The organism is Winogradskyella aquimaris, from assembly GCF_042676105.1.
Lineage (GTDB): Bacteria > Bacteroidota > Bacteroidia > Flavobacteriales > Flavobacteriaceae > Winogradskyella > Winogradskyella aquimaris.
The window spans coordinates 533,167-549,435 of sequence record NZ_JBHTJQ010000016.1; the positions used below are offsets into that span (position 1 = coordinate 533,167).

Sequence of the window (16,269 nt, forward strand, 5' to 3'; positions counted from 1 at the left end):
AGTGAAAAGTAAAAAGTTACATAACATGTTCAGGATAAAAAGGTTAAGCTTATCAATCATGGCTTTTCTATTATCCCTTGTCTCTTTTGCGCAAGTTGCCACCGAAGTAGATACCACAAAAATCAGAATCGGTGAACAAATTAATTACAAAATAAAAGTTGAAGCAGATTCATCTGCTTTGGTAGTATTTCCAGAAGGTCAAACGTTTTTGCCTTTAGAGTCTGTAGAAGCCACTGATATTGATACTACTAGGAAGGATTCAAAATTTAGGCTTTCAAGAATTTACAAGCTTACCCAATTTGATTCGGGTTCGTATACTATTCCCAAACAAAAAATCATTATTGGTGAAAAGGCATTCTTTACAGATTCATTGCGCGTAGATGTTGGCACGGTAGAGGTAGATACCACAAAGCAAAAACTTTATGATATTAAACCAATCATCGAAGTAGAAAAAAGCAGTAGCAATTGGTGGATATGGTTACTGGTTAGTTTAGTAGCTTTGGCTCTATTTGCTTTTTTACTATGGTGGTTTATATGGAGACAAAAACCACTTACAGAGGAAGAAGAGATTGCACTATTACCGCCTTTTGATAGAGCAAAACTAGCCTTAAAAAAACTAGACGAAAGTCAATACTTAATACGTTCAGAGGTCAAGGAATACTATTCTGAATTGACGATGATTATTAGAAAGTATTTAGATGAAAAAGTATACGATCGGTCTTTAGAAAGTACAACGGATGAGTTGATACAAAGACTCCAGTTGCTTAAAGAAGGAAATCAGGTTCCATTAAAAATGGAAACGATAAATAATCTCGAAACCATTTTAAAGCGCGCGGATTTGGTGAAATTTGCAAAGTCTGCACCAGATGAGGCACTGATTGAAATGGATAGGGTTACCATAGAAAAAGAGTTAGATAATGTAAAGGCTGCCCTGCCAGAACCTTCTGAAGAAGAAAAACTTCTTAATCAGCAATATAAAGAAGAGCAGGAGCGCAAAAAGAAACAATATAAGGTTATTCTAACGGCTGCTATAGCTGTTCTCATTTTATCATTGACTGTAGTAGGTTTTGGTCTCAAGTATGGTTTCGGTTATGTTAAAGATACGGTCATTGGTCATGAGAGTAAAAAATTACTTGAAGGAGAATGGGTAGAAAGTGCGTACGGTTTTCCTCCTATATATATAGAAACACCCGAAGTTTTAAAACGAATACAGGATACAATAGCATCCCAAAAAGAAGACAAATTAGATAAAACGACTTTTGTGTTTAGTGCAGATAATAACGCTGTAGATATTGTTGTTGACATTATTAAATTTGAAGATATAGACGGGAAACAAGATCAAAAAGAGATTGAACTGAAAGTCAACAAATCTATTGAAGACATTCTAAATAAATGGGAGTCTGAGAATATCACCAATATCATAACTAAAGGAGAACAATTTATTACACCAAATGCTGTAGAAGGGATAAAGACTTTTGGAAGTGCTGATTTTCCGCTTCCAGAATCCGACAAAACCTTTAAAGGAGAATATGCCATTTTTAGCTTTGCTACGAATGATGCAATCATGCACTTAACACTAGTTTGGAGTGAGGAAGATACCTATGCGAACAAAATAGTGGAACGAATTATAAGTTCTTTAGAACTTAAATCAGATGAACAAGCAGAACTAGAAAACGAGGAGAACTAATGTTTGAGAATATCGAATTTTTAAATAAGGAATTGTTCTGGTTTTTATTGCTTTTACCAATAGCAATAGCTTGGTATATCGTTAAGTACAATAAACAAACAGCAGAACTCAAAATATCGAGCACTAAAGGCTTTAAAACAACGTCCTTTTGGTCAAGGCTTAGGCATTTGTTGTTTGTGCTTCGTTTGATAGCTTTAGCTCTATTAATAACAGCTTTAGCTAGGCCAAGAACAGTAGATGTATCTACAAAGACCAAAACTACAAGAGGTATAGACATTGTTATGGCTATAGATGTTTCTGCAAGTATGTTGGCAAAAGATTTGCTACCCAATAGATTGGAAGCTTTAAAAGAGGTAGCAGCAGATTTTATAGATGGCAGACCAAATGATAGGATAGGTTTGGTAGAATATGCAGGAGAAGCGTACACTAAGACCCCAATAACCACAGATAAATCCATTGTTCAGAGGTCTTTAAGAGATATTAAATACAACACCATTATAGAAGGAGGTACAGCGATTGGTATGGGCTTAGCCACCTCAGTCAATAGGTTAAAGGATAGTAGAGCCAAAAGTAAGGTCATTATTCTACTGACGGATGGTGTTAATAATTCAGGGTTTATTGATCCTAAAATTGCGAGTGAATTAGCAGTTGAGTACGGAATTAAAGTCTACACAATTGGTTTGGGTACCAACGGTATGGCATTATCACCTGTGGCAATAAATCCTAATGGGACGTTTAGGTATGGTAGACAGCAAGTTGAAATTGATGAAAAACTGCTCGAGGAAATTGCCGATGCTACAGGTGGCAAATACTTTAGGGCAACGAATAATAAAAAGTTGGCAGAGATTTATAAGGAAATCAATAAACTTGAAAAGACCGAAATAGAAGAAAAGAAATACTACAACTACGATGAAAAGTACCGACCTTTAGTCTTATTGGCGGGACTTCTTCTTTTATTAGAAATCGTATTAAGAAATACAATATTTAGAAGCTTTGTTTAGACTTGATGAAAAAATATGGTTTTGGACCTTAATGGTTATTCCGGTAATCATTCTATTATTTGTATTGGTGCAAATATGGAAACGTTCTGCACAAAAGAAATTTGCAGACCCTCATTTACTCCAACGATTAAGTCCAAATCAGTCACTATTTAAAAGTATTTTGAAGATTCTTATGCTCTGTGCAGGATTTGGATGCCTTTCTTTAGCTTTGGTTAACCCTAAAATAGGAACCAAATTAGAAACAGTTCGTAGTCAAGGAGTAGACATAGTCTTTGCTGTGGATGTATCTAAAAGCATGCTTGCTGAAGATATTGCGCCAAATCGTTTGGAGAAATCAAAACAGTTGGTTAGAGAAATTATAAACAGTTTGGCAAGTGATAGAGTTGGTATTATTGCCTATGCAGGTAAGGCGTTTCCGCAGTTACCAATAACTACGGATTATGCTTCAGCAAAAATGTTTTTGCAAAATATGAACACGGATATGTTATCCTCTCAAGGCACTGCCATTCATGAAGCCATTCAATTGGCAAAAACCTATTACGATGACGAAGAGCAAACCAATAGAATATTAATAATCATTTCAGACGGTGAAGACCACGGTGGTGAGGCTGTTGATATTGCAGAAGAAGCTAAAGAGAAAGGTATAAGAATACTTACTGTAGGAGTTGGTGATATAAAAGGTGGACCAATACCCATAAAACGAAATGGTGTTGTTCTTAATTATAAAAAAGATAATAATGGTGAAACCGTTATTACCAGATTAGACGAAACCACCTTGAGAAAAATTGCTGAAGAAACTAATGGCCTATATGTTAATGGTAGTAATACTTCTGAGGTAGTTGAGAGCATTAAAGATGTATTGGATAATATGGATAAAAAGGAATTTGAATCTAAACAAATAGCTGACTTTAAAGACCAGTTTCAGTGGTTTTTGGGGATAGGGATATTACTTTTCTTCCTTGATATCTTCTTTTTAGAAAGAAAAACCGCTTGGCTAAAGAAGTTGAATTTGTTCAATGAAAACTTTTAGATTTTCTTTAACGCCCTATGATTACAGGGTTTGTTACTTTTAAAGTACAATTATGAATAAAAAGAATTACATATTAGTTATTGTCGTATTATTTAGTATTCTGGGGTTTTCTCAAGAGCTAGATAAAAACCAACTGAAGAAAGAAAAGAAGGCAACCAATTTGGTATATAAGGGTAACGAATTGGTACAGGAAGAGGACTTTATTCAGGCAGAAATGGAGTATAGAAAAGCCATTTCCAATGCACCAAAAAAAGCGGTTGGTGCCTATAATTTAGCAAACACCTATTACAAGAAAGGCAATTATGATGAAGCCTTGTTTAGAACCCAAGAAGCTGCAAAAAATGCGGTTTCAAAAGATGAAAAACATCGAGCATATCACAATTTGGGTAATATTTTAATGAAAAATGAAAATTGTAAAGAAGCGGTAGAGGCCTTTAAAAATGCGTTGCGCAGCAATCCAAAGGACGAAGAAACGCGCTATAACTTTGCTTTAGCCAAAGAATGTGCCGAGCAGCAAAAAGATGGTGGTGGCGAAGACAACAAGGAGGACGAAAATAAAGAGGAAGAGAAAGACAAAGAAAAAGAGGAGAAAAAGGAGGACGAAAATAAAGACGAAAAGGATAAAAAGGACGAAGGCGATAAAGACAAAAAAGAAGGCGATAAAGAGGAAGATGAAAATGGTAAGCCAAAAGATGAAAAAAAGGATGACGGCAAAGGCGATAAAGATCAAAAAGACAAAAATCAAAAACCTAAACCTAGACCAGGTCAAATGTCTCCTCAGCAAATAAAGAATATTCTTGAGGCCATGCAAAACCAAGAACAAAAAGTGCAACAGAAAATAAATGCTGAAAAACAAAAAGGAGCTAAAGTAAAAACCGAAAAAGATTGGTAGATAAAACAACCCATTCTTATTCTTATACATAAAATGAAATTCGTTAAGAACATATTAGCCGTTGTATTGATTATAGTTTCAAGCTTTGCCTTTGCCCAAGTAAAATTCGAGGCCAAGGTAAGTAAGAAGAAACTAGGGGTTAATGAACGTTTGCGCATAGACTTTGAGATGAATAGGGACGGAGATAATTTTGTACCTCCAAGCTTTGATGATTTTACCGTTGTTGGTGGACCAAATACTTCACTGATGAACTCCTATGCCAATGGCAAAAAAACATACCAGAAAACTTACAGTTATTTTTTAGCCCCAAAAAAGAAGGGTTCTTTTACAATAAAGCAGGCTACGATAGAGATTGATGGTGAGATATATAAAACCTTTCCTGTTACGGTTTCAGTTACCGATGCGGTGGATAGACCCAATGGTCCACCTGACGCCTCAGATATTGCATCAGAAAAAATACATCTTGTAGCTGAAGTTTCAAACAGCAATCCATATCTAAATGAACCGACTACGGTAGTTTATAAACTCTATGTGTCTCCAGATGTTGGTATTAGTAGTAACTGGCGTGAAAAGCAAACTCCAAGATATAACGATTTTTGGAGTCAGAATATTGAAATAAAAGGATTAAATATTCAACGCGGCGAATATCAGGGTGAAGATTATAGATTCGTAGTCCTTAGAAAGACTGTTTTGTATCCACAGAAAACCGGTAATTTAAAATTAGAACCACTGGTTTTGGATATTACTGTAGAGGTCCCCACAGGGAGAGCCAATATTTTTGGACAACAGATAATGACACAAGTGCCTAAAACAGTAACTGCTGGAAGTAGAACCATAAAAGTAAAACCCTTGCCCGAAAAAGGTAAACCTCAAGATTTTAAAGGGGCTGTTGGCGATTTTAATTTTGAAGTAACAACCTCAAAAAATCAACTTAATGCAACCGAGTCTTTACAGGCAAAAGTTGAAGTTACAGGAAAGGGAAATTTGAAACTGTTTGAATTACCAAAACTAACAACGCCAAGTTCTTTAGAGGTATATGAACCAGAGCATAAGGAAAATGTAAGAACAGACTTAAATGGAATGAAAGGAAGTATTTCGGATACTTATACTATCGTACCTCAATATAGAGGTAAATATCCAATACCTTTTATTTCCTTTTCATATTTCGATTTAAAAACAGAAAGTTATAAACGTATTACTTCAGACGAAATTATTATAGATGTTGTTGAGGGACCAACAGCTGCTGAAAATAGATCGGACAACACAAGTATTGCAAACACAAAACAGACCATTAAACCAAACTCTAATACGTTTGCATTTATTAAAACTAGCTCTAATTGGTCATCCATAAAAGAGGACGATTTTTTTAAGTCAACGGGATTTTGGTCTATGTTATTATTACCTTTTTTAGCTATTCCTTTAGCCATAATAATTAGAAAAGAAAAAGATAGACGCGATGCAGATGTAGTTGGCAGCCGAATAAGAAAGGCAGATCGTTTAGCCAAAAAATACCTCAGTGAGGCCAAGAAAAATCTTGGCCAAAAAGAATCTTTTTATGAAGCGCTTGAAAGGGCATTACATAATTATTTAAAAGCTAAATTAAACATAGAAACTAGTGACTTTAATAAGGAAAAGATTGAAACTTTACTATCTCAAAGACATGTTGATCAAAACGTATCGGCAGAATTTATTTCAATTTTAGAAAGTTGCGAGTTAGCTAGATATACCCCAATTACTGATGTTACGATGCAAAATGATTATGATAAGGCCGCTAAAACCATTTCATTAATCGATAAACAAATTAGATAGATGAAAAGAGTTATTACCTTGGTACTTTATTTTGTCAGTTTGTTCGTTTTTTCTCAAAATGACCAGCTTTTTGATGAAGCAAATGCGCTGTATAACGACGGTAAGTATGCTGAAGCTATCGATAAATACGAGGCGATTTTAGATTCGGGACAGCATTCGGCAGAACTGTATTTTAATCTTGGAAATGCAAACTATAAGCTTAATAATATCGCGCCAAGTATTTATTATTATGAGAAAGCATTATTACTAAATCCAGACGACAAAGATATTAAGAACAACTTAGTGGGTTATGCGCAAAACATGACCATTGATGCTATAGATACTGTTCCTCAAGTAGGTTTTGCACGGATAATTAGCAATTTGGTTAATACATTTAAGAAGGATACCTGGGCAATAATGGCAATTGCTGGTGTTCTGTTGTTTGTAATATTATTTTTATTGTATCATTTTTCATATGCAACCACTAGAAAGCGCATTGCTTTCGTAGTCAGCGTTTTTAGTTTTTTCTTTGCTTGTTTTTCTGTTTTAATGGCCTTTCAAAAAGACCAACTAGAGAAAAATGATAATCCTGCTGTAGTATTTGCCCAAGAATCTAGAGTAATGGCTGAAGCAAACAGAACGTCTGAGGAAGTTTTTAGACTGCACGAAGGCACAAAGGTTCAGGTTATTGAGTCCTATGAAGGTTGGAATAAGATAAAATTATCCGATAATTCAACAGGTTGGATTCCTTCTAAGGATATAAAATTGATAAAGACCTTTTAAATTTCATAAACAAAATCATATATTGTGTGTGTTATAGTCATTATAGCATACCCATGGATATAAAAAAAACCTTAGTACTGTCTTTTTTAATGTTTTTCTTCATCACTATTACTGTGCCTTATATCCTTGTCTCTCTAGATGATTCTGTAGAAACCTCAATGCTCTATGAACTCAATGAAGAAGAGCAAGAGGATTTAAAAGTATTATTTGAGTATAGTTCAAATTACGATGAGGTCTTTCCTTATTATCAATCGAATAACGATACTATTGGTGATTATACCAATAAGAGTTACTTAATGCCTCAATTGAGCTTATTACTGCCGCCTCCTAAGCAATACTCTTGTTAAAGACTAAATCAGAATTTTCTAAATCAAATCTAATCTAAGAGGCTTAGTTTTCTAAGTTTAAAATCAATATAAAAATGCTAAAATCATTAAAGAAGGATATACCAGCCAGTATTGTGGTATTCTTTGTTGCTTTACCACTCTGTTTGGGAATCGCTTTAGCGAGTGGCGCACCACTGTTCTCAGGACTTATTGCAGGAATTATAGGTGGCATAGTAGTAGGGCTTTTGAGTGGTTCTCAAATTGGTGTAAGCGGCCCTGCTGCTGGCTTAGCGGCAATTGTTCTTACAGCTATCACTGCTCTTGGCGGTTGGGAAAATTTTCTTGTTGCCGTTGTACTTGGTGGTATAATTCAAATTATTTTTGGGGTTTTAAGACTTGGTATCATTGGTTATTACTTCCCTTCCTCTGTTATCAAAGGCATGTTAACAGGCATTGGTATTATTATTATTTTAAAGCAGATTCCTCATTTTTTTGGTTATGATATTGAGCCAGAAGGTGCGGATAGTTTTTTGGAGGCTTCAGGTGAAAACACCTTTTCGGCTATTCTAAGCGCTATCGATAATATTACGATTGGTTCAACGGTTATAGGAGTTATTAGCTTACTCATATTATTACTTTGGAGCAATATATTAATCAAAAGGAGCAAAATATTTGAAATTATTCAAGGACCACTAGTTGCTGTAGCAGTTGGCATCTTTTTTTATTTGTTGACCAAGGCTAATGAAACACTTGCTATAGAAGCGTCCCATTTGGTAAGTGTTCCTGTTCCGGATGGATTAGATTCATTTATCAGTCAGTTTAGTTTTCCAAATTTTAGTGTTATTACTCAAGCCGATGTTATCATTACCGGATTTACCATTGCTTTAGTCGCATCTTTAGAAACACTTTTGTGCGTTGAGGCTACGGATAAATTGGACCCTCACAAAAGAGTAACACCAACCAATAGAGAGCTTTTGGCACAAGGCGTTGGAAATGTATTTTCAGGGTTAATTGGTGGTTTGCCGATAACACAAGTCATTGTTCGTAGTTCTGCCAACATTCAATCTGGAGGACAGACTAAAGCAAGTGCTATTTTACATGGTTTTTTACTCCTGATATCGGTGTTAACCATACCGCATATCTTAAATTATATTCCGTTATCTGTATTGGCTGCCATTTTATTTATTGTAGGTTATAAATTGGCAAAGCCATCAACATTCAAGGTGATGTATCGTGGTGGTTGGATGCAATTTGTGCCTTTTATTGTCACCGTTGTGGGGATTGTTTTTTTAGATCTTTTAAAAGGTATTGGTTTAGGTTTGGCCATAGGAATATTCATTGTGTTATTCAGAAGTTATAAAAATTCCCACTTCCTTCATAAGGAAGGCGAAGATGTTGATGACGGAAAAATAAAGATGACCCTAGCTGAAGAAGTTACCTTTTTTAATAAAGGGGCTATTTTAAAAGAGTTGGATCGAGTGCCTCAGAACTCAATTTTAGAGTTGGATGTAAGAAATACAAAGTTTTTAGATAATGATATAATAGAAATACTTGAAGATTTTGCCTACAAGGCAAAAGAACGTAATATTACTATTAAATTATTTTCTCAGCGAGGTATTGTTGAAAATCCAGATAGCTTTATCGCTTTCTTTAAAACAGAAAAAATTAAATAAATTACAAACAAGAAATTAAAATTTGGAATATGAAAGCACATACTAAAGAGACACAAGCTACAATGACTCCTGAAAAGGCACTTCAATTTCTTAAAGAGGGGAATATCAGATTCCAAAAAAATTTAAAAGCAAATAGAAATTTGTTGGAGCAAGTCAACGATACGTCGGATGGTCAATTTCCGTTCGCGACCATATTAAGTTGTATTGACTCAAGGGTTTCGGCTGAGTTGGTCTTTGATCAAGGATTAGGTGATATTTTTAGTATTAGAATAGCAGGTAATTTTGTGAATCAAGACATTTTAGGAAGTATGGAGTTTGCATGTAAATTAGCTGGAACAAAACTAATTTTAGTTCTTGGTCATACCAGTTGTGGTGCCATACGAGGAGCTTGTGATCATGCTAGATTAGGCAACTTAACCGCACTAATAAATAAAATAGAACCAGCTGTTTATGCTGTTGAAGAGCCTGAAGATAAAGCGCTTCGAAATTCGTCAAATACAGATTTTGTAAATGCTGTCGCGAAAAAAAATGTAGAAATGACCTTAGAGAATATCAGAAACCAAAGCGTGATCCTTAATGAAATGGAAAAATTTGATGAGATTAAAATTGTTGGGGCCATGTATGATATCAGTACAGGTGGTGTAGAATTTTATGATTAATTTGGTCTAACTCTCACTCAAAGATAAATCCCATTAAAAAAAGGTATTAGCTGTCGGTATTATTTGCTTCCTTTTCCCTCTCACTTTTTATAAGGTTGGGAAAGATTATGGGTGCTAGTGACTTTACGGGTTCATATAAAACACTTTTTTCCAAGTCCTGCTTTTCCATAAAGGGTAAGGTATTGTTTAGTTTATTAAATACTATAAGCAGTATACTTAGAATTAAACCAATTTTTAGTGCGCCAAATAAGCCTCCTAGTAGTTTATTTAGAAGACCTAATGCAGCAAAGTCTGCAAGTTTTGTCAGAGCTTTTCCAGCCAAGCTAATTACCAATACAATTATGACAAATGTTATGGCAAAGGCAACTATATTAATGGTTTTCTCATTCCAGTCGACTTTAGACTCCAAAAAATCAGCTGCAAAATAGCTAAAGTGAATCGCCCCATAAACTCCCAAAACTAATGCAACGAGTGAAGCCATTTCTACAAAAAGCCCCTTAAAAAGTCCTCTAATGAATCCAAATAATAGTAGGGCAGCTAAAACAATATCAATAATACTCATAGAGAAAGCGGTTTAGACAAAAGTACATGAATTTTGTTATTTTAAACTAATAACGATTTATCTGAGCTTTTAGTTTATTAACTTTGAACACTCAATTTAAGAGGCGATTTATGGCACGGGATGAACAGTTAAAAGAGCGATGGGATTTGGTTGTAGACAAACTATCCAAACAATTTGCAGATGGAGACACACTAGACTTAGATGCTATTATTTACCTTATTGGTGTGCAAGAACTTGGTCAGATCCATCGTGAATATAAAAAGGATCATAAGTTAGATTTAATGCATATAGCAATCTGTAAACTTTTGGAACCCTATGGGTTTTATGAGTTTGATTTTGTTGATGATGATGGTTGGCCACATTATAAAGTAAAAGAGCAATTACCATTCCTTAAAGCAGGTGAGCAAAGTGTATTAATGAAAGAGGCTATTGTCAACTATTTTGTGGAAATGGAGTATATAGATTAAGATTTTTTAAATTTGCGGTCTTACAAAAGAAAACTGAAATAAATTCAGCTTAAAAATGATAGATAAGTTAAAAGAGTTGATAGCAGAGGCTGAGGCCTTCTCTGCACAGTCAAAAGAAGAGGTCGAAGCATTCCGAATTAAGTATTTAGGGTCTAAAGGCTTACTCAAACAATACTTTGCTGAATTTAAAAATATAGCCAACGATCAAAAGAAAGAGTTTGGCCAAACCATAAACGAGCTTAAGAAAACTGCTGAGGACAAGGTTAACGCATTGAAAGAAGCCTTAGAAAACCAAGAAGAAGATAAAGGAGTATATGGAGACTTATCGCGTCCTGGTGAACCTATTGCTTTAGGATCTCGACATCCTATATCTATCGTTAAAAACCAGATTATCGATATTTTTTCGCGCATAGGTTTTAATGTTAGTGAAGGACCTGAAATAGAAGACGATTGGCATAATTTCACGGCATTAAATCTACCGGAATATCATCCAGCACGTGATATGCAGGATACGTTTTTTATACAAACTAATCCAGATATATTATTGCGTACGCATACCAGTTCTGTACAGGTGCGTTACATGGAAAACAATAAACCACCAATCCGTACTATTTCCCCTGGTAGAGTGTATCGAAACGAAGCCATTTCGGCACGTTCGCATTGTTTTTTCCACCAAGTAGAAGGATTATATATCGACAAGGATGTAAGCTTTGCAGATTTAAAACAAACGCTTCAATACTTTACAACTGAGATGTTCGGAAAGTCTAAAATCCGTTTACGACCTTCCTATTTTCCATTTACAGAACCAAGCGCAGAGGTAGATGTGTACTGGGGATTAGAGACTGAGACCGATTATAAAATGACCAAAGGAACAGGTTGGCTAGAGATTATGGGCTGTGGTATGGTAGACCCAAATGTCTTAGATAACTGTGGTATAGATTCTAAGGAATATTCTGGTTTTGCCTTTGGTATGGGCATCGATCGTATTGCTTTATTGTTACATCAAATTAGTGATATTCGTTTATTGAGTGAAAATGATGTTCGATTTTTAGAGCAATTTAAGTCAGCTTTATAGAGTTTTGAAACGCGATATTAATATTCCAGAGGTAAAAGATGTATACCTTGCTGTTGTACGAGAAGAGCATTTAGAATATAAGACCCAAGACTGGAATGCTTATATCATAAACAACTCTGATAAGGATTTAGATACGGTGCTAATAGTGTCGCAAGGCTATAACGACAAAAAAATGACACCACCAATGCGCCATACGCTTGCTAAATTGCCAGCGCGTAGTTTTGCCAAGATTGAGTATTTACAAGAAAAAGTATTGGAGCTCAATAATTCCTTTAAAGTTACTTTTTTTGAGGGTAACCAGATGTTTGATAAAACCTACGTCTTTAGGAAAAACACCATCAACGAAAAGGCTTTGCAGACTCTTCCTTTAATGCAATTAAAGGGTGTTTTGGTAAAATAGTCTTTAGCTTTTGGGTGATAACCAAATGTTAGTCTAACTTTTCAGTTAATTTCTGAAATACCTTCTTAGGATTTTTGTTTTCGTAAAGCACTTCGTAAACCGCATTTATAATAGGTAGACGCGTTTTCTTTTTGTTGGTTTTATTGAGTTCATAAGCACTTTTGGTAGCATAATAGCCTTCAGCTACCATATTCATTTCCATTTGAGCAGATTTTACAGTATAACCTTTACCTATCATATTACCAAACATTCGGTTACGCGAAAACACAGAATAGCCTGTTACCAATAAGTCGCCTAGATAAGCGGAATTATTAATGTTACGTTTCATTTTGTGCATTTTCTTGATAAAACGTTTCATTTCACGAATGGAATTACTCATTAATACACTTTGGAAGTTATCTCCATAACCTAATCCATGAGCGATTCCGGCAGCAATGGCGTAAATGTTCTTTAACATCACCGCATATTCGACACCAATAATGTCGTCACTAATTTTGGTTTTTATATAATCACTAGAAAGGTTTTTGGCAATGGCCTTTGCCTTTACCGGATCAGCACAAGAAATAGTAAGATAGGATAAACGTTCTAAGGCTACTTCCTCAGCATGGCAAGGACCTGCAAGAACTGCAATGTTTTCGAATGGAATGTTATAAATATCATGAAAATGTTCTCCAACCAAAAGTCCTGATTCAGGCATTATGCCTTTTACAGCAGATACAACTATTTTATTACTAATATCTAAGGATAATTTTTCCAATTCAGAGTGCATAAAAGCTGATGGAATGGCAAAGATCAGCACATCTGCCCATTCTGCAATCTCATTAATGTCGTTACTGAGTTTGAGTTGATCCGTGTGAAACTCAACAGAACTCAAATAGCTTGGATTGTGTTGTTCTTTTAATATGTGCTCCTTGGTGTAAACGCTTCGCATATACCAACCTACTTGGTCTAGATTTTCGCAAAGCATTTTTACAATGGCCGTTGCCCAACTTCCTGCGCCAAAAACAGCATATTTATTAGATTCATTCATAGAATAGACGTCTATTTTGTATTTCAAAAATACATAAAATAAAAATGCTAAATGGCTTCGTCGAAAGGCATCATTTTGAATTTGGCATAGGTTTTGAACTTCTACAACTAGTAACCCTATAAACCGTTGAATTATGAAGACATTAAAATTACTTTTAGGATTTGCACTAAGTGCTACGCTTCTTACATCATGTTATACGGAAGAGTTACCCATTAATAATGGACCTGCAATTTCTTTAAATCAATTGTTGCAGTCTTATGAATTATGGTACGTTGATATCAACGCAACGCAAGGTTATGGTGAAACACCCTTTCTGCAAATAGCATTTACCTTATCGTTTGATAATGGACGTCTTTTTGCCAATAATAACTTGGTTGGTTTTGGTAGTCAAGGGAACGGTTTTGGTGTGCAAATAGGAAATTACAATGCCTACAATATGATTTTGGATGTTAATCATATTATTGATGGGTATGATAGTTTTGATGTGTATCAAATAGATAATAACACTATAGAATTGTATAACCCATTTATTGATACCTCTTATTTTTTGCATGGCTATCAGCGCTCTACTTTTGACTATGATTTTGTCTTTTACGATAACATTCATTATTTCTTACAAGAGTATGAAGCTTGGGAAAAAGTGTATACGAGTAATTTTGGAGCTATAAATGAATTTGACAATGAAAACTACTTACAGTTTTTGTCTGGAGGTAATGACTCTACCTTTAGAAGTTCTCAAGATGTAAATATCTATAATCCAGATAATATTTACTGGGACTATACCGGGGTTTATGGTATAGGAGATATTGCTGGAAATATGTATCTCAAAACTTTAACGTTAGATTATGATTTCTTTGATAATGAATTCTTTGAATTGAGCGTTATTAATGATGGAACAATAGAACTATATCATCCAAATTCTGGAACGGTATATGAATTTGAAGGTAGAGGTTATATCGCTTACTACAGAAACTCTGATACGCAAGGAAAGATCACTGAGAAAACAGAACTACGTAAAAAACGAAAACAAAAATCACCTAAGGTTAATAACCCAAGAGAAAATACAAGAAGCTAAATTTTGGTTGGTTATTTAGTTTCAAAACGCCCAGGTAAGGCTGTTGCTTTACTGGGCGTTTTCTTTATCTTTACTTACATGTAAAATAAATTCCCTAGCATATGGCTAATCATAAACGCAGTTTAAAGTCCAAAATAAAATCATTATTTATAAAGCTACTCATAGGTCTTGTTGTGGTTTGTGCTCTTATCTTATGGATGAGTTCTTGGACCTATTCTGAAGGAACAAGAGCAGGCCAGCTTATTAAGTTAAGTGAAAAAGGGGTGGTTTTTAAAACCTTTGAAGGTGAACTTAATTTAGGAGGCTTAAGAACAGGTAACACCAATGATGGTCTAGAGGGTAATCTCTGGCAGTTTTCTGTTTTAGATGAATCTGTTATTAGTGATTTAATTAAAGCAGAGGGCAAGCGTGTTAAGCTTGGTTACAAAGAACGCTATAAAGCAATGCCATGGCAGGGAGAAACCAATTATTTTATAACAAATGTTGTGGTTATAGAGCCTTAAGAGTACTTTCTACTTCACTGTAGTCGTAGGGCTTAGCAATTATCTTTTTGTCTTTATTCAACAAAAAATAAGTTGGTGTTGCTGCAACCCCATAGGTCTTTACAATAGGATTATCCCATTTTCCTAAACCTATGGTATGAATAAAATCAGGATACTTTTTTATTTCTTGTGTCCAGCGTGAAGGGGCTTCTTCTAAGCCAAAAGCCACCACTTTGATGCCGTCTATCTCAGCGACTAATTCTTTAACCTGTGGCAATTCATTAAGGCAATGACTACAACTACTACTCCAAAATATAAGTAAATAGTGTTCGGAACCTTTAAGATTGTGAAGGCTAGTGGTGTTTTCCGAAGAAGCAATTTCAAAATTTGGTGCTATAGTTCCTATAGAGGTGTTTTTATAGGAATTTATAGTTTCAGCCAATACTTTATTACCGGTTTGGTTGGCTAATTCTAACAAATGCTTATCAGTAATATAATTAGCAATATCGTGATTTTCGTTGTTTACAAATCGTTGCCATAAAACTTCTAAGAGATAGGTTTTGATTACCAAATCTTCATTACCAATTGCTTTTGCAACGTCATTAATTAAAGATTTATAAGTATCATTTGTAGGATTCTCTACCACATTAAACACATAAGATACCATACGGTCTACCAAAAACGTTGAGCTTTGTAAGATATAATTGCTAAAGTCTATGTGATCAAAAAAATGGGTTTTTATATTTTGAGTATAGGTAGTTATATCTTCATATTTCGAAGGAATGTATGGTCTATTTGCAATAATAAACGCAGACGCTAGTCGTCCTTTAGCTAAAGCTTCGTAAGAGGTTTGAGTATCTTTTAATACTTTGAAAATAGCTTTGAAGTCATTCCTGTCTTTTCCGTCTTTTTCATAGTAATTGGCAATGGTTTGGTTAACCATATCCATGCTTTTTAGGTAGGATGCCCAAAGTTTGTTTTCATCAGATTCGGTAAATTCTACACCTTTATCCTGACTGAAATTAAAGGCCACGGTTTCTTTTCCGTCGTAGATAAAGTCAAAATTATTTTCTTCAGGTGGAATAGCATAGACGATTTTATAAATACCTGGCGCGGCAGTAGAATCCATTTTAATTTCAAATGCACCCTCAGTGTTCAATTCACCATGATTTACATAATTAGCTCCTTCGGGAGTCGCTTCGTACAAAAACGCATGGGTAAAATCTTCGGCTGGGAAAAATGTTCCTTTTACGCTTTGCCCAAAATTTAAAAAGGGAAATATGAATACGAATGCTATTAACTGTTTCATTTTTTTCTAGAATTTATCTATTGAAATGAC

The 16,269-nt window shown here is 34.8% G+C and carries 17 protein-coding genes; 14 read left to right on the plus strand and 3 right to left on the minus strand.

Annotated features, from left to right (window positions below):
• Window positions 1–58 precede the first annotated feature (58 nt).
• The 9 genes from ACFQ1K_RS12345 to ACFQ1K_RS12385 all read left to right on the plus strand — a co-directional run bounded on the left by ACFQ1K_RS12345 (window position 59) and on the right by ACFQ1K_RS12385 (window position 9,839).
• Window positions 59–1,687, plus strand: coding sequence for a hypothetical protein (locus ACFQ1K_RS12345; protein ID WP_320554442.1), 1,629 nt, complete (start codon window positions 59–61; stop codon window positions 1,685–1,687).
• On the plus strand, window positions 1,687–2,688 hold the full coding sequence (locus ACFQ1K_RS12350) for a vWA domain-containing protein (protein WP_320554441.1): 1,002 nt from the start codon (window positions 1,687–1,689) through the stop codon (window positions 2,686–2,688). Before ACFQ1K_RS12345 ends, ACFQ1K_RS12350 begins: the two co-directional genes overlap by 1 nt.
• Window positions 2,681–3,718: a VWA domain-containing protein gene (locus ACFQ1K_RS12355; protein WP_320554440.1), complete on the plus strand. Its 1,038-nt coding sequence runs from the start codon at window positions 2,681–2,683 to the stop codon at window positions 3,716–3,718. Before ACFQ1K_RS12350 ends, ACFQ1K_RS12355 begins: the two co-directional genes overlap by 8 nt.
• 52 nt (window positions 3,719–3,770) lie before the next feature.
• Window positions 3,771–4,610, plus strand: a complete 840-nt coding sequence (locus ACFQ1K_RS12360; protein ID WP_320554439.1) for a tetratricopeptide repeat protein — start codon at window positions 3,771–3,773, stop codon at window positions 4,608–4,610.
• A gap of 33 nt (window positions 4,611–4,643) precedes the next feature.
• Window positions 4,644–6,419: a BatD family protein gene (locus ACFQ1K_RS12365; RefSeq protein WP_320554438.1), complete on the plus strand. Its 1,776-nt coding sequence runs from the start codon at window positions 4,644–4,646 to the stop codon at window positions 6,417–6,419.
• Window positions 6,420–7,181 carry a tetratricopeptide repeat protein gene (locus ACFQ1K_RS12370; protein WP_320554437.1) on the plus strand — a complete coding sequence of 254 codons (762 nt, stop codon included), beginning with the start codon at window positions 6,420–6,422 and terminating at the stop codon, window positions 7,179–7,181.
• 53 nt (window positions 7,182–7,234) lie between these two features.
• Complete coding sequence (locus tag ACFQ1K_RS12375) at window positions 7,235–7,528, plus strand: hypothetical protein (protein ID WP_320554436.1); 294 nt, start codon at window positions 7,235–7,237, stop codon at window positions 7,526–7,528.
• A gap of 74 nt (window positions 7,529–7,602) precedes the next feature.
• Window positions 7,603–9,180: a SulP family inorganic anion transporter gene (locus ACFQ1K_RS12380; RefSeq protein ID WP_320554435.1), complete on the plus strand. Its 1,578-nt coding sequence runs from the start codon at window positions 7,603–7,605 to the stop codon at window positions 9,178–9,180.
• A 29-nt stretch (window positions 9,181–9,209) separates the two neighbouring features.
• Window positions 9,210–9,839, plus strand: a complete 630-nt coding sequence (locus tag ACFQ1K_RS12385) for a carbonic anhydrase family protein (RefSeq protein ID WP_320554434.1) — start codon at window positions 9,210–9,212, stop codon at window positions 9,837–9,839.
• Window positions 9,840–9,885: 46 nt separating this feature from the next.
• On the opposite strand, the gene ACFQ1K_RS12390 is transcribed toward ACFQ1K_RS12385, so the two are convergent.
• On the minus strand, window positions 9,886–10,401 hold the full coding sequence (locus ACFQ1K_RS12390) for a CvpA family protein (RefSeq protein WP_320554433.1): 516 nt from the start codon (window positions 10,399–10,401) through the stop codon (window positions 9,886–9,888).
• A gap of 110 nt (window positions 10,402–10,511) precedes the next feature.
• Between ACFQ1K_RS12390 and ACFQ1K_RS12395 the strand changes: the two genes are divergently transcribed.
• The 3 genes from ACFQ1K_RS12395 to ACFQ1K_RS12405 are packed head-to-tail and all read left to right on the plus strand — an operon-like array spanning window position 10,512 to window position 12,343.
• Window positions 10,512–10,868 (plus strand): hypothetical protein, encoded by a 357-nt coding sequence (locus ACFQ1K_RS12395; protein ID WP_320554432.1) that lies wholly within the window; start codon window positions 10,512–10,514, stop codon window positions 10,866–10,868.
• Window positions 10,869–10,923: 55 nt separating this feature from the next.
• Entirely contained in the window at window positions 10,924–11,943 is a 1,020-nt protein-coding gene (pheS, locus tag ACFQ1K_RS12400) for a phenylalanine--tRNA ligase subunit alpha (RefSeq protein ID WP_320554431.1), read from the plus strand.
• A gap of 4 nt (window positions 11,944–11,947) precedes the next feature.
• On the plus strand, window positions 11,948–12,343 hold the full coding sequence (locus tag ACFQ1K_RS12405) for a hypothetical protein (protein WP_320554430.1): 396 nt from the start codon (window positions 11,948–11,950) through the stop codon (window positions 12,341–12,343).
• Between the two features lie 28 nt (window positions 12,344–12,371).
• On the opposite strand, the gene ACFQ1K_RS12410 is transcribed toward ACFQ1K_RS12405, so the two are convergent.
• Window positions 12,372–13,373 (minus strand): NAD(P)H-dependent glycerol-3-phosphate dehydrogenase, encoded by a 1,002-nt coding sequence (locus ACFQ1K_RS12410; RefSeq protein WP_320554429.1) that lies wholly within the window; start codon window positions 13,371–13,373, stop codon window positions 12,372–12,374.
• A 133-nt stretch (window positions 13,374–13,506) separates the two neighbouring features.
• Here ACFQ1K_RS12410 and ACFQ1K_RS12415 point away from each other — a divergent pair, with 133 nt between their 5' ends.
• Together ACFQ1K_RS12415 and ACFQ1K_RS12420 are read left to right on the plus strand one after the other, a co-directional pair.
• Window positions 13,507–14,448, plus strand: coding sequence for a nicotinic acid mononucleotide adenyltransferase (locus ACFQ1K_RS12415; RefSeq protein ID WP_320554428.1), 942 nt, complete (start codon window positions 13,507–13,509; stop codon window positions 14,446–14,448).
• Between the two features lie 101 nt (window positions 14,449–14,549).
• On the plus strand, window positions 14,550–14,951 hold the full coding sequence (locus ACFQ1K_RS12420) for a 6-phosphogluconate dehydrogenase (RefSeq protein WP_320554427.1): 402 nt from the start codon (window positions 14,550–14,552) through the stop codon (window positions 14,949–14,951).
• On the opposite strand, the gene ACFQ1K_RS12425 is transcribed toward ACFQ1K_RS12420, so the two are convergent.
• Window positions 14,938–16,239 (minus strand): TlpA family protein disulfide reductase, encoded by a 1,302-nt coding sequence (locus tag ACFQ1K_RS12425; protein WP_320554426.1) that lies wholly within the window; start codon window positions 16,237–16,239, stop codon window positions 14,938–14,940. The two genes, ACFQ1K_RS12420 and ACFQ1K_RS12425, sit on opposite strands and share 14 nt — an antisense overlap.
• Window positions 16,240–16,269: the final 30 nt, after the last annotated feature.